The organism is Klebsiella sp. D-Nf1 (assembly GCF_002810515.1).
GTDB classification, from domain to species: Bacteria; Pseudomonadota; Gammaproteobacteria; order Enterobacterales; family Enterobacteriaceae; genus Klebsiella; species Klebsiella variicola.
Genome location: NZ_PIOK01000001.1, coordinates 1,867,522 through 1,881,199, shown reverse-complemented (window position 1 = coordinate 1,881,199; position 13,678 = coordinate 1,867,522). Strand labels below are relative to the sequence as shown.

The 13,678-nt window shown below is 55.5% G+C and carries 13 protein-coding genes and 2 pseudogenes; 8 read left to right on the top strand and 7 right to left on the bottom strand.

What is annotated here, in order from left to right:
* Window positions 1–80: 80 nt before the first annotated feature.
* Both CWM54_RS09240 and CWM54_RS09235 read left to right on the top strand, forming a co-directional pair.
* On the top strand, window positions 81–962 hold the full coding sequence (locus CWM54_RS09240) for a dihydrodipicolinate synthase family protein (RefSeq protein WP_100696803.1): 882 nt from the start codon (window positions 81–83) through the stop codon (window positions 960–962).
* Window positions 963–1,052: 90 nt separating this feature from the next.
* Window positions 1,053–1,721 (top strand): YecA family protein, encoded by a 669-nt coding sequence (locus CWM54_RS09235; RefSeq protein ID WP_061154073.1) that lies wholly within the window; start codon window positions 1,053–1,055, stop codon window positions 1,719–1,721.
* A 26-nt stretch (window positions 1,722–1,747) separates the two neighbouring features.
* On the opposite strand, the gene tyrP is transcribed toward CWM54_RS09235, so the two are convergent.
* Window positions 1,748–2,959 carry a tyrosine transporter TyrP gene (gene tyrP / locus CWM54_RS09230; RefSeq protein WP_100681228.1) on the bottom strand — a complete coding sequence of 404 codons (1,212 nt, stop codon included), beginning with the start codon at window positions 2,957–2,959 and terminating at the stop codon, window positions 1,748–1,750.
* A 190-nt stretch (window positions 2,960–3,149) separates the two neighbouring features.
* Between tyrP and CWM54_RS09225 the strand changes: the two genes are divergently transcribed.
* Window positions 3,150–3,389: a YecH family metal-binding protein gene (locus CWM54_RS09225; protein WP_061154075.1), complete on the top strand. Its 240-nt coding sequence runs from the start codon at window positions 3,150–3,152 to the stop codon at window positions 3,387–3,389.
* Between the two features lie 35 nt (window positions 3,390–3,424).
* Here the strand turns inward: CWM54_RS09225 and ftnA are convergent, their stop codons facing one another.
* Complete coding sequence (gene ftnA, locus CWM54_RS09220; protein WP_008804225.1) at window positions 3,425–3,922, bottom strand: non-heme ferritin; 498 nt, start codon at window positions 3,920–3,922, stop codon at window positions 3,425–3,427.
* A 56-nt stretch (window positions 3,923–3,978) separates the two neighbouring features.
* Window positions 3,979–4,089, bottom strand: a pseudogene (locus CWM54_RS29250) (hypothetical protein); the annotation flags it as partial.
* 243 nt (window positions 4,090–4,332) lie between these two features.
* On the opposite strand from CWM54_RS29250, the gene CWM54_RS09210 reads away from it, so the two are divergent.
* Window positions 4,333–4,971: an RpiB/LacA/LacB family sugar-phosphate isomerase gene (locus CWM54_RS09210; RefSeq protein ID WP_061154076.1), complete on the top strand. Its 639-nt coding sequence runs from the start codon at window positions 4,333–4,335 to the stop codon at window positions 4,969–4,971.
* A 37-nt stretch (window positions 4,972–5,008) separates the two neighbouring features.
* Here CWM54_RS09210 and CWM54_RS09205 read toward each other — a convergent pair whose 3' ends face one another.
* Window positions 5,009–6,430 carry an MFS transporter gene (locus CWM54_RS09205; protein WP_074385440.1) on the bottom strand — a complete coding sequence of 474 codons (1,422 nt, stop codon included), beginning with the start codon at window positions 6,428–6,430 and terminating at the stop codon, window positions 5,009–5,011.
* A 150-nt stretch (window positions 6,431–6,580) separates the two neighbouring features.
* On the opposite strand from CWM54_RS09205, the gene CWM54_RS09200 reads away from it, so the two are divergent.
* Window positions 6,581–6,832 carry a DUF2766 family protein gene (locus CWM54_RS09200; protein ID WP_002911524.1) on the top strand — a complete coding sequence of 84 codons (252 nt, stop codon included), beginning with the start codon at window positions 6,581–6,583 and terminating at the stop codon, window positions 6,830–6,832.
* A gap of 37 nt (window positions 6,833–6,869) precedes the next feature.
* Here CWM54_RS09200 and CWM54_RS09195 read toward each other — a convergent pair whose 3' ends face one another.
* From CWM54_RS09195 to CWM54_RS29245, 3 genes and pseudogenes are all read right to left on the bottom strand, one after another.
* Window positions 6,870–8,381: an MFS transporter gene (locus tag CWM54_RS09195; RefSeq protein WP_162678270.1), complete on the bottom strand. Its 1,512-nt coding sequence runs from the start codon at window positions 8,379–8,381 to the stop codon at window positions 6,870–6,872.
* A 292-nt stretch (window positions 8,382–8,673) separates the two neighbouring features.
* Window positions 8,674–9,183, bottom strand: coding sequence for a non-heme ferritin-like protein (locus tag CWM54_RS09190; RefSeq protein ID WP_061154079.1), 510 nt, complete (start codon window positions 9,181–9,183; stop codon window positions 8,674–8,676).
* A 384-nt stretch (window positions 9,184–9,567) separates the two neighbouring features.
* Window positions 9,568–9,671 (bottom strand): annotated as a pseudogene (locus tag CWM54_RS29245) (hypothetical protein); the annotation flags it as partial.
* Between the two features lie 401 nt (window positions 9,672–10,072).
* Between CWM54_RS29245 and CWM54_RS09180 the strand changes: the two are divergent.
* The 3 genes from CWM54_RS09180 to araH are packed head-to-tail and all read left to right on the top strand — an operon-like array spanning window position 10,073 to window position 13,623.
* On the top strand, window positions 10,073–11,053 hold the full coding sequence (locus CWM54_RS09180) for an arabinose ABC transporter substrate-binding protein (protein WP_002911518.1): 981 nt from the start codon (window positions 10,073–10,075) through the stop codon (window positions 11,051–11,053).
* A gap of 60 nt (window positions 11,054–11,113) precedes the next feature.
* Window positions 11,114–12,628, top strand: coding sequence for an L-arabinose ABC transporter ATP-binding protein AraG (araG, locus tag CWM54_RS09175; RefSeq protein ID WP_100696801.1), 1,515 nt, complete (start codon window positions 11,114–11,116; stop codon window positions 12,626–12,628).
* Between the two features lie 14 nt (window positions 12,629–12,642).
* Complete coding sequence (gene araH / locus CWM54_RS09170) at window positions 12,643–13,623, top strand: L-arabinose ABC transporter permease AraH (RefSeq protein ID WP_004203438.1); 981 nt, start codon at window positions 12,643–12,645, stop codon at window positions 13,621–13,623.
* Window positions 13,624–13,678: the final 55 nt, after the last annotated feature.

Below are 13,678 nucleotides of genomic sequence, written 5' to 3'. Positions count from 1 at the left end.
ACCTTTCATTTGTCCCAGGACAAAACGATCTCTCCTTGCTACTATCAACCGGATTCGTATCCCAGCCTGCCGGAGGCATCATGTTCACAGGGCTTTGCGCATTTCCGCTGACGCCGCTGCATCAGCAGCATATTGATGAAAAGGCGTTTATCCGTATTCTCTCTCGTCTTACCGATACCCGCGTCGACTCGCTGGGCATCTTGGGCTCGACCGGCAGCTACGCTTATCTGAGTCGTGAGCAGCGCAAGCGGGTGGTGCAGGTGGCGAAAGCGCATGTTGGGTCGATCCCGATGATGGTCGGTGTCGGCGCCATCGCCACCAGCGAGGTGCTGCGCCTGGTGGAGGATGCCCAGCAGGCCGGGGCGGATGCGTTATTACTGCCGATGATGTCCTATCAGCCGCTTTCTGCGGAGGAGATCTTTGCCTTTTACGAAGAGGTCTGTCGGCACGTCTCGGTTCCGGTTTGCCTGTATGACAATCCCCGCACCACTCACGTCACGCTGGCGGATGAGCTGCAGGGGCGCATCGCCGCCTTGCCGGCCATCGCCTCGATTAAAATTCCCGGTTTGCCTGAGCCACAGGCGCGTGAACGGCTGGCAACGTTGCGCCGTCATCTTCCTGCCCGCGTTACGCTTGGCGCCAGCGGCGACGCCCTGGCGACGGCGGGATTGCAGGCCGGTTGCGAAGTCTGGTACTCGGTTTGCGGCGGGCTCTTTCCCCAACTTTCGGGGGCGCTGGTAAGGGCGATTCGTACTGGCGACGCGGCGCAGGTTGCGGCGCTGAATGCGCAGCTGACCCCTCTCTGGCGATGCTTTGACCGCTATGGCGGCAGCCTGCGGGTGATAGCCAGCGCGGCGGCCATTCTCGGGCTGTGCGATCCTGACTGTCTTCCCCGGCCCTTGCTGCCGTTAGGGGAGGAGGCCATTCGCGACGTGGCGGCGGCGCTGCACGGCCTGGCCTGATGTGCATGGGCAGGCGGATTGCCGCGCCGGGTGGCTTTCTGTCGGCAATTCGGCTACTGTAGGCCCGATTTTTACCATGCGAGCCTGTGAATGAATACCGGACCTTTAAACGAAAACGAACTGGAATGGCTGGACGAAACGCTGGCGAAATACGCCACCGAAGGCGCTATTCTGGATGTGTCTGAACTGGATGGCCTGCTGACGGCTATCCTCTCTGCACCGACTGATATCGAACCAGCCCAGTGGCTGGTGGCCATCTGGGGCGGGGCGGACAATGTGCCGCGCTGGGCCAATGACCGCGAGCGCGATCGCTTTGTCGATCTGACGCTGCAGCATATGAGCGACATCGCCGAACGGCTGGAGTCCTATCCCGAACAGTTCGAACCGCTGTTTGGCACCCGCGAAGCGGAAGGTCAGGAACTGACGATCGTCGAAGAGTGGTGCTTTGGCTACCTGCGCGGCGTAGCGCTGAGCGACTGGTCGACGCTGCCCGCTGAGCTTCAGCCAGCCCTGGACGCGATTGCACTCCACGGCAGCGAGGCGCAGTTTACCGCGCTGGATAATCTGACGGCGGATGAGTTTATCGACAGCATCGAGCGTATCACGCCGGCGGCGCTGGCGCTTTACCAGTACTGGATGGCGAATCCGCAGCCGGTGGTGGTTCCGCAGCCGGTCAGAAATGAGGCGAAGGTCGGACGCAACGATCCCTGCCCGTGCGGGAGCGGAAAAAAGTATAAGCAGTGCTGCTTAGCAAAATAAAACCAGGGGCCGGCCGGCCCCTTTTTTTATCCCACCGCAGGCAGCAGTCCGGCGACGATACTGAACTGAATCGCCACGATACCGATCCCGCACAGCAGAACCAGCCACAGCGCCGGCGCGCCGCCGACCACTCTCCAGGCAGCCTGCGGATGTTGTCGGCGGCTCTTCATTGCCAGCAGAGCCGGCAACATCAGGGCCAGCACGGCGAGTGCCACCCCGGCGTAGCCCAGGGCCATAACAAAACCGCGGGGATAGAACAGGGCGAACGCCACCGGCGGCAGGAAGGTGATTGCTCCACTCTGCAGACGCCCACTCACGCTGTTTTTGCGTTGAAACACATCGGCCAGATAATCAAACAAGCCGAGCGAGACGCCGAGGAATGAGGTCGCCAGCGCGAGGTCGGCAAACAGGTGTACGGCCAGCTCCACGTGTGGAGACGCCACCACTTCGCGGATCGCCTCCAGCAGACCGTTCAGACCGGCGTTTTTGGCCAGCAGGGCGGTGAACGCGGGAGGGTTGATACTCCCCAGCGTCGCCAGCTGCCAGAAAATATAAGCCACCAGCGGAATAAAGCTGCCGATAATAAATACCCGGCGCAGTTTGCGGATATCGCCGCCAAGATAGCTGACGATGCTCGGCACGCTGCCGTGAAAGCCAAAGGAGGTAAAGATCACCGGAATAGCCGACAGCGCCAGGCCTTGCTCAACCGGCAGCGTCAACAAATTGACTTGATGAATATGCGGCATCAGTAGCGCCAGCATAATCACCAGAAAGATGATTTTGGCGCTAAACAGGAAGCGATTGAATAAGTCGACCAGCGAGGTACCGATGCACACCACCGCCCCGCCCAGTGCTGTAAATAACAGTACCCCGGCCGCCGGCGGCAGCTGCCAGTCCAGCCACTGGTTGAGGCTGGAAGCGAGCAATTCACCGGCGCCACTGATATAGGCCGCCGTGAGGGCATACAGCAGAAACAGCATGCAGAACCCGGTAATCCACTGCCCGTAGCGGCCCAGATAGCGTGCGGCCAGGGAGCCGAGCCCCATGTCGGCAGGCACGTGCTGGTAGACTTCCAGCAACAACAGGGCGGTATAGCACATCAGTGCCCACAAGGTGAAAAGTAAACCCAGCGTGACGGTAAACCCAACGCCGGCGGCGGCCAATGGCATCGCCAACATTCCTGCACCGATAGTGGTGCCAGCTACGATTAAAATACTGCCCAGAGTGCGGTTTTTCACGCTTTTCGCTATCCCTACAGCAAATAACAATAAATTATGCCGCGCAGAGTAGGGGATATTACGGCATTCGTCAAATGAGGGTTACAATGGGTGTAATGTAAACTTTACGAACTTAAAGGGGGGAAAGCCTGCGCTGGCGCAAGGCGCCGATGGCATGGCTGGCCTAAGCTGGTGGTTTTCAGGAGGGGTTATGTCTTCTATTCATGGTCATGAAGTACTGCAGATGATGCTCGCCTCGGGTGAGTCCTGGACGGTCGCCTCGCTGGAGGCCGCCATTCGCCACCGCTTTGGCGAAGAGGCGCGGTTTCACACCTGTTCAGCAGCGAATCTAAGCGCCGCAGAGCTGGTAGCGTTTTTAGAGAAAAAAGGCAAATTTATTGCCAGAGAAGAAGGCTTTACTACCGCAGAAAATAAGATTTGCCGGCATTAAAAGGGCCGCGACACGGGTTGTCGCGGCGCGGGAGATTAATTCTGTGTGTCGAGGGTAGCCAGTTCTTTATCGATAAAGTACAGACCTTCGCCACTTTTTCCAACGAGAGTCAGTTTATCAATCACCGATTTAAATAATTTCTCTTCTTCGTGCTGTTCAGCAACATACCACTGCAGGAAATTAAAGGTCGGGTAATCCTGACTGGTCATGGCGGCGTGCGCCAGTTCATTAATTTTTTGCGTGATCAGCTGCTCGTGCTCATAGGTCTGGCGGAACAGCTCGTCCAGTGAGGCATATTCGGCAAACGGGGAGGCGATAGCGTTGATGCGCGGCAGGCTACCGGTGTCGGTCAGGTAGTCGAACAGGCGCTGCATATGGGTCATCTCTTCCTGGGCATGGCGACGCAGGAAGGCCGCTGCGCCTTCAAAACTGTGGTAACTGCACCAGGCGCTCATCTGCTGATAAAGAAGAGAAGAATAAAGTTCAAGATTCATCTGTTCATTCAGTTTGTCGATCATTTCCGTTTTCAGCATTGTCGCGCTCCTGGAATTAAAAATAGATGTTATAGGATGCCACTATAATTTGTTATTTAATTATTTGCAAAAAGTAAATTTAAAAATATTTTATTTAAAATGCTAATGGGAATAACACGCATTGGCAGTTTAATAATAAATGAGAATGGTTTTAATTTATTATTAATCGTATTGGAAAATCAAATGACCTTCCAACTGGCTGACGAAGTTCAAACCACGAGGTGGGGTTGCTTGCCTGGGGGCGTGGACCTGGCGACTGGACCGGCGGAGAGGGTGAAAGTGTGAAGCGCTGCGTAATTTTTAAAACAACTTTTCATAAAATTTGAAAGTTTGTTTTTCAGGTAGTAGAGTGCAGTCAACGCCAATGACATTCTGCGGGCAGGCCCGCACAGCATTCAGGAGAGTAAACCATGAAGATTGCACTGATGATGGAGAACAGCCAGGCGAACAAAAACGCCATCATCCTTAAGGAGCTTAACGCCGTTGCCGACGAAAAAGGATTCCCGGTGTACAACGTCGGCATGAGCGATGAGCACGATCATCATCTGACCTACATTCACCTCGGGATCATGGCCAGCATCCTGCTGAATTCGAAAGCGGTCGACTTCGTGGTCACCGGCTGCGGTACCGGTCAGGGGGCGCTGATGTCGCTGAATATTCACCCGGGCGTGGTCTGCGGCTACTGTATCGATCCGGCGGACGCGTTCCTGTTTGCTCAGATCAACAATGGTAATGCGCTGTCGCTGCCGTTTGCCAAAGGTTTCGGCTGGGGCGCGGAGCTGAATGTACGCTTTATCTTTGAAAAAGCGTTTACCGGCCGCAACGGCGAAGGCTATCCGCCGGAGCGCAAAGAGCCGCAGGTGCGAAATGCCGGGATCCTCAACCAGGTTAAAGCGGCAGTGGTAAAAGAAAACTATCTCGACACCCTGCGCGCCATCGATCCGGAGCTGGTGAAAACCGCGGTATCTGGCCCGCGCTTCCAGCAGTGCTTCTTCGAAAACTGTCAGGATAAAGCAATCGAAGCCTTCGTTCGCCAGATCGTCGGTTAACCGTCATCAGGGCCAGCGCCCCTGGCCCTTCCATCATTTATGTCTTCTTCTCCGACACGCTGCTGCCGGCCGTTTTGGCCAGATGCAGGCTGTCGATCATCCCCACCAGACAGATCAACGCGATAAAGACAAACGACAGGCGAAAGCTGATCCCCGGCAGCGTGGAAAGGTGCAGCCAGTCGCCGACCTGCTCACCCAGGCGAATACCAATTGCCCCGAGCGTGATCCCCAGCCCCACAGCCAGCTGCGACGCGGTACTGAACAGCGTATTGGCATCACTCATCTGCGCGGCGGGGACATCGGCAAAAGCCAGTGTGCTCACGCCCGTAAACTGGATTGAGCGAAATACTCCGCCGAGATAAAGGATCAGCATGATGGCCCAGACCGGCGTCTGCGGCGTGAGCAGCGCGCAGGCCAGCAGTGAACAGACGTTCAGCGCACCGTTGATCAACAGCAGCCGGCGAAAGCCCAGCCAGCGGATCAGCGGCGTGGTGGCGGGTTTGATGGTCAAATTGCCGACAAACACCGCCAGCACCAGCAGGCCGGAGTGGAAGGGATCCATGCCGAACCCTACCTGAAACAGCAGCGGCAGCAGAAAGGGGACCGCGCTGATGGAGGAGCGGAACAGCGAGCCGCCGTACATCGTCACCCGGAACGTAGGCACCTGTAGCGCGTCGAGACGAACCATCGGCGCCGTCGCCCGGCGGAAGTGGCGTATAGCATATGCCAGACAGCCGAAGCCAAGCGCGGCGAGGGCCAGCGTCGGCCAGATCTGCGGCTGGCGATCGCCGAGCCGTTCCATCGCGGTGACCAGACTGACCATCGCGACTGCGGTGGTGATAAAGCCGGTGAGATCGAAGGAGCGCCGTTCCGTTTCGCGAATATCAGGGATAATGCGCAGCGCAAGGATGATGGCTGCAAGGCCCAGCGGGACATTGATAAAGAAGATCCAGTGCCAGCTGGCGTAGCGGGTGATAAAGCCGCCTAAAGGCGGGCCGATAATGGGGGCCACCAGCGCCGGCCAGGTGAGGGTAGCGATGGCTTTGATCAGCAGGTGTTTCGGCGTGGTTCGCAGTACCGCCAGGCGACCGACGGGGACCATCAGCGCGCCACCGATCCCCTGCAGGATACGCATGGCGACAAAGGTATGCACCTCGGTGGAGAGGCCGCAGAAGACCGAGGCAAGGGTAAAGATCGCCAGGGCGAGGGTAAAAATAGCGCGAGCGCCGAAGCGATCGGCGATCCAACCGCTGGCTGGGATCAGTACCGCGAGGGTGATCAGATAGGCGCTGATGCCGATATTCAGTTCGACCGCGGTGACGCCAAAATCTTTCGCCATATCGGGCAGCGCGGTGGCGATCACCGTCCCGTCGAGAAACTCCATAAAAAAAGCACCGGCCACCAGCAGCGCAGGCGCTGAAAAAGCACGTTCGTCTCTGGAAGAGATCGTGGTAGTCATGTTGTTAATGCCATCAAGAGTGTGAACCTGGGCAAAGCGGCAGGAGAAGTTCCGCCAGCCAGTAGGGCAGATAAAAAAACCTGCGACGGCAGGTTTTTTTATCTGTGACGATTTAGGGTACTATTACGCTCCTGAAAAAAGGAGTAATTAATGTCTCAACATCTTACCGAACACGATGAGCTGGTTTCCGATGTGGTTGCCTGCCAGCTGGTTATCAAACAGATCCTCGACGTCATTGACGTCATTGCGCCCGTGGAAGTGCGTGAAAAAATGACCACTCAGCTGAAAGCTATCGACTTCGCCAGCCATCCGGCCTCTGCCGACCCGGTGACCCTTCGCGCGGTGCAAAAAGCGATCGCGTTGATTGAGCTGAAGTTTACCCCGCAGGAAGAAACGCATTAATAACAGGCCTCGCCGGTCACCGGCGGGGCCTTCTTCTTTAATGGGAAATCACGGTCTGCGCAGGCGCAGGGGCCGTATCTTTGAACAACTTGCTGTTGCCCCAGCACTCTTCGTAGCGGTGGCCGACCAGATCTTCCACGATAACTCGCACATCCGGCGCGATATCGCTGATTTTTCCGCCCGCTTTGATCCGCGCGACTTCCTGCAGCACCACCAGATGAGCTTTACGATCCAGCTTCATCTGCTTGCTGAAGACGATGGCGGCCAACGCTAACGCGATCACCCCGACGCAGAATACCACTGCGATAGCGGTCACCGCGCTTTCCGGTTGGCTGTGCGCTTTTGACTGGAAACCGTAGAAGCTCAGGATCGCCCCCATCGAGAACACCACAATCGAGCGCAGAATTTTCCCTGAGAAGGTCATGGCGCCGGCATAGATCCCTTCCCGACGGCGTCCGGTGTAGATCTCATCGACATCGGCCAGGAAGGTGTAAACGGTCCAGGGAATGTAGTAAACCCCGCCGGTACCCAGGCCGAACAGCACGGTAATGCCGAACATCAGCACCGTCGCCAGGCCTGACGGCAGATGGAAGAACCACAGCGAGGTATACAGCAGGACCGCGAAAATCACGATCCCCAGCGCCAGGATATAGGGTTTGCTGAAGCCCTTTTTCACGCACAGGCCGATAAACAGCGCCGTAGAGATCAGCTGCAGAATCGAGTTCAGGCTGTTCAGTCCAGCGACCATCGCCGGATCATGCTGCAGAACGAATATCACGAAATAGGTGAAGATGGAGGCAAACAGCCATTCAGCGCCAAACCCGCACAGGTACATACCAAGATGTTTGCGGAATACGCGCAGGTAAAAGGTGGAACGCATATCTTTTGCCAGCGACAGCAGGGTGCTCAGCAGTCCTTTTTTCGCGCTGGTTTCCACTTCTTCCTCGCGTTCGCGCTCCCAGCTGCACAGCCACAGGCAGGAAATCGCGACGATCAGGATAGCGCCGTAGGTCAGACCGGTGAGGAAGAAAGGGGTGGCAGAATCTTTGCCGTACAGCAGAATGAACTGTCCGGGAATAAACGCCGCGAGGAAGTTGGCTAGCTTGCCGAAAATGGCTTTATAGCCGGTCAGTTTTGAGCGCAACGAGAAATCATCGGTCATCTCTGTCGCCAGCGTTTCATAAGGCACCATGATAGAGGTGTAGATGATCTCAAACACCACATAGGTGCAGAGGTAGTACCAGAAACTCAGGCCTTCCACCCACAGCAGCGGGTAGAACATCATCAGCGGAATACCGATTAGCAGAAAGAAACGCCGGCGGCCGAAGCGCTTGCCTAAGCGCGTTTTGCTAAAGTTATCGGTGAGATAGCCCATCAGCGGGTTGCTGATAGCATCAATGATGCTGGCGACGGAGAAGATAAATGAGGCCTCGATCAGCGTCAGGCCGCAAAAGGTCGTATAAAAATAGAGCAGCCAGGCGCCGCTTATCGCCAGTGCGCCACTCCCCAACAGATTACCACCGCCGTAAGCTAACTGATGGCGTAACAAGATCGGTCTTCCCTGCAGCCCTTCAGGGGCTGAAGCCGTATATCTAGCCATAAAAAATAAACCTCGTGTTTTATATTTTTGAAACACTGTTTTTATATTTCTTTGTGGCTTGATAAAAAGTGACCGCGCTCACTAATCCCTGAGAAGGGATAGCGGTGACGTGGGAATGCGATCGCGCTAAAACTTTTTTATTCTATTGGGGAATAAATGAGGTGGGAAAATTGACATAACTGATTTAAAGCGAGAGACGGGGCAGCGCGGTCGCGCTCCCCCGGCAGAGCGAAGTGCCCGACTAATGTGGCTTCCGCGATTCCCCGACCAATGCCATCAGACGCCGATCGGTCTGCTCCATTCCGAGACCGGCTTTATCGGCGTTGCGGATTTCCTCAAGCACGCTTTGCAACAGCAGACCATCCTGTTGCTGCTCTTCCGCCAGCAGCGTCAGAAATCGCCAGGTGTTATCGTCGCTGTGCGCTCTGGCTTCTTCGGCAAGACCGCTTAGCATACTGCTACGCTGTTGGTAATCGCTAAGAGTTTGAGTAAACAGATCTTCCAGCGAGGTACACTCGGGATTACAGGCGTGGTCGGGATTCACTATCGGCCAGCTACCGGCTTTTTTCAGGTAATCAAACACGCGCATGGTGAGGGTGATGCTGCTTTGCGCGCGGGTGCGCAAAAATGTTGCGGCGCCGTCGAACCGATGCCGGGCGCACCACTCGCTTAAATTCAGGTAAACGTTAGAGGCGTGAAACTCAAGGTTCATTTGGGTGTTTAGCTTTTGTGCCATTCCTGGAACTGCCATAAAAATATCCTTATTAACCTGGAAGGGGTTACTGATGCGTGTCGACGGATCCTGCGGATAACCGCAAGATAAAATAGTGACACGCTGCACTGTTGCAGAATAATAAAACTCTACACATTCCATATGGTCGGGTAATTTTTCCCGTTTGCCGACGATTTAAGAATACTCGCTGAACGGAATTAAGAAAACTCTCAAGTGCGGTAATTTACGTTTTGTTACACCATTATTTGTGGATAACGTCAGGATTGAGATTGTGCGCCGTTGGCGGGGCTTGCTGGCATCGGGTTAGTGATAAGTTATAGATATTTGACTACGAAATTTGTCGTAGAACAGAGCGGAATAAGTTATTTCAATAGTAATGTTTCAGGCTAATGAAAATTATTTTTATTTTTTGTTGCAGGCTTTTTTTGAAGAGGAATATATTTTTTCAATTCGGAATAAATTACGCAAAAGATCCGTTTTTTCGCGATATTAAGTGGGTCACGTAGCCCAGCCGTGTGAGGCTGCTTGTCACAGGAAAAAGCGAAAAGACGATCGGCCTTTATGACGCCGTCAACCGCCGGTGATAACAGTGTTGTAACCCTCCGTTAAACACCCTCTGACATCACAAGGATAAGTCTGCTGGTGGTATAGATGATCCTGCTATAAGTCGCTAAAATTGTATGACAATTATGTCTTTTTTTATGTCATTTTTTGCTAAATGTATGTACGAAATTACTGTAATTCCGCGATGTGATAATGCTCTCGTATGGAGAAATAATTTCCGGGTATTACTACTCTAACAACGGCAGTGGGGAATGCGATTTTTCTAATGCCTTGTTTTGATGCCGATAAAATTGTTAATTCCGATTTTTCCCTACATGAAAGCGAATTAAAGCTGGAGTTTACCATGCACAAATTTACTAAAGCGCTGGCGGCCATTGGTCTCGCTGCGGTTATGTCACAATCAGCTATGGCGGAAAATTTAAAACTGGGTTTTCTGGTGAAACAACCGGAAGAGCCATGGTTCCAGACTGAGTGGAAATTTGCTGATAAAGCAGGAAAAGATTTAGGGTTTGACGTCATTAAGATTGCGGTTCCGGATGGTGAGAAAACCCTCAACGCGATCGATAGCCTGGCGGCCAGCGGCGCGAAAGGTTTTGTCATCTGTACCCCCGATCCCAAACTCGGGTCGGCGATCGTCGCCAAAGCGCGCGGCTATGACATGAAGGTCATTACCGTCGATGACCAGTTCGTCAACGCCAAAGGTAAACCGATGGAGAGCGTGCCGCTGGTGATGATGGCGGCCAGCGAAATCGGCGCCCGCCAGGGGCAGGAGCTGTATAAAGAGATGCAGAAACGCGGCTGGGATGTCAAAGACACTGCGGTAATGGCTATCACCGCCGATGAGCTGGACACCGCCCGTCGTCGCACCACCGGCTCCATTGATGCCCTGAAGGCAGCCGGCTTCCCGGACGCGCAAATCTACCGCGTTCCGACAAAATCTAACGATATCCCGGGGGCGTTTGACGCCGGTAACTCGATGCTGGTCCAGCACCCGCAGGTGAAACACTGGCTGATCGTTGGGATGAACGACAACACCGTGCTCGGCGGCGTGCGTGCCACTGAAGGCCAGGGCTTTAAAGCACCGGATGTGATTGGCATCGGTATTAACGGTGTGGATGCGGTCAACGAACTGTCGAAGGCCCAACCGACCGGCTTCTATGGTTCCCTGCTGCCAAGCCCGGATATTCATGGCTATAAAACCAGCGAAATGCTCTACAACTGGGTCACCAAAGGCGTTGAACCGCCGAAGTTTACGGCGGTGACCGATGTGGTGCTGATTACCCGCGATAACTTCAAAGAAGAGCTGGCGAAAAAAGGGCTGTAACAGCCCGGTTGAACTGGCCCCCGCCGCGGCGGGGGCTGAGTGCTGAAGAGCGGAGTCGTTATGCAACAGTCTATCCCTTATCTCTCATTTCGCGGCATCACCATGACGTTCCCTGGCGTAAAGGCCTTGTCCGATATCAGTTTTGACTGCTACCCAGGACAGATCCACGCGCTGATGGGCGAAAATGGCGCAGGCAAATCGACGCTGCTGAAAATTCTCAGCGGTAACTACATCCCGACCGCCGGTCACCTGCAGATCGGCGGCCAGCAGATGGCGTTCAGCAATACCATGGCGGCGCTGAACGCCGGCGTGGCGATTATCTACCAGGAGCTGCATCTGATCCCGGAGATGACCGTCGCCGAAAATATCTATCTTGGCCAGCTGCCGCACAGAGGCGGTATCGTCAACCGATCGTTGCTCAACTATGAGGCCCGCCTGCAGCTGGAGCATCTGGGGCTGGATATCGATCCGGAGACGCCGCTGAAGTATCTCTCCATTGGCCAGTGGCAGATGGTGGAGATTGCCAAAGCGCTGGCGCGCAACGCCAAGATCATCGCGTTCGATGAACCGACCAGTTCGCTCTCCGCCCGCGAGATAGACAACCTGTTTCGCGTTATCCGCGAACTGCGGGAGGAGGGGCGGGTCATCATCTATGTTTCGCACCGGATGGAAGAAATTTTCGCCCTCAGCGATGCCATCACCGTCTTTAAGGATGGCCGCTATGTTTGCACCTTTGACGATATGCCGAGCGTCAGTCATGACGCGCTGGTCCAGGCAATGGTGGGACGCAATCTGGGGGATATTTACGGCTGGAAGCCTCGCCCCTATGGCGAAGAGCGGCTGCGCCTGGAGGAGGTCAAAGCGCCGGGCGTGCGTACGCCGGTCAGCCTCTCGGTACGCAGTGGTGAAATTGTCGGCCTGTTCGGGCTGGTGGGCGCCGGTCGCAGCGAACTGATGAAAGGCTTATTTGGCGGGACGCGGATCACCGGCGGTCAGGTGTATATCGATGGCCAGCCCGTGGACATTCGTAAACCGGCCCAGGCCATTCGGGCCGGCATGATGCTGTGCCCGGAAGATCGCAAGGCGGAGGGGATTATTCCGGTTCACTCCGTGCGCGACAACATCAATATCAGCGCCCGGCGCAAGCATATTCACGCTGGCTGCCTGATCAACAACGCCTGGGAGGCGGACAACGCCGATCAGCATATCCAGTCGCTGAATATTAAAACGCCGGGCCCGGAACAGCTGATCATGAACCTGTCTGGCGGTAACCAGCAGAAAGCGATCCTTGGCCGCTGGCTGTCGGAAGAGATGAAGGTGATCCTGCTCGATGAGCCCACCCGCGGCATCGACGTCGGCGCCAAACATGAAATTTACAACGTGATATATGGCCTCGCCGCCTCAGGTGTTGCCGTGGTGTTTGCCTCCAGCGACCTGCCGGAAGTGCTGGGCGTCGCTGACCGCATCGTGGTGATGCGCGAAGGACAAATCGCCGGCGAACTGCTGCATGAAGAAGCCAATGAACAGCAGGCGTTAAGCCTTGCGATGCCAAAAGTGAGTCAGGCTGTCGCCTGAGTAAGGAGTAAATGATGTCATCAGTGACTACGTCCGGCGCTACCCGCTCTGCCTTTAGCTTTGCCCGCATTTGGGATCAGTTTGGCATGCTGGTGGTGTTTGCTGTGCTGTTTATCGGCTGCGTTATTTTTGTGCCCAACTTTGCTTCATTCGTCAATATGAAGGGACTGGGGCTGGCGATCTCGATGTCCGGGATGGTGGCCTGCGGCATGCTCTTCTGCCTGGCCTCCGGCGATTTTGACCTGTCGGTGGCGTCGGTTATCGCCTGCGCCGGGGTGACCACCGCGGTGGTGATTAATCTCAGCGAAAGCCTGTGGCTGGGGATTGCCGCCGGCCTGCTGCTGGGCGCGGTCAGTGGCCTGGTCAACGGCTTTGTCATTGCGCGCCTGAAGATTAACGCCCTGATCACCACCCTCGCGACGATGCAAATCGTCCGGGGTCTGGCCTACATTATCTCCGACGGTAAAGCGGTGGGGATCGAAGATGAGCGTTTCTTCACCCTCGGCTATGCCAACTGGTTTGGTCTGCCGGCGCCAATCTGGCTGACGGTCGCCTGCCTGGTGGTTTTCGGATTATTACTAAACAAAACCACCTTTGGTCGTAATACGCTGGCTATTGGCGGCAATGAAGAGGCGGCGCGCCTGGCCGGGGTCCCGGTGGTGCGCACCAAGATTATTATCTTTGTTCTCTCCGGTCTGGTATCGGCCGCCGCGGGGATCATTCTGGCGTCGCGGATGACCAGCGGCCAGCCGATGACCTCGATTGGCTATGAGCTGATTGTTATTTCAGCCTGCGTGCTGGGCGGGGTATCGCTGAAGGGCGGGATCGGCAAGATCTCCTACGTAGTCGCCGGGATCCTGATCCTCGGGACCGTGGAGAACGCGATGAATCTGCTGAACATCTCGCCATTCTCACAATACGTCGTGCGCGGGGTCATCTTGCTGGCGGCGGTGATCTTTGACCGCTACAAGCAAAAGGCCAAACGTGCGGCCTGATTTTAGGCCGAACTTTTAAGTCTACAGAGTAATTACCGCCAGCGCCCGTTTCGCT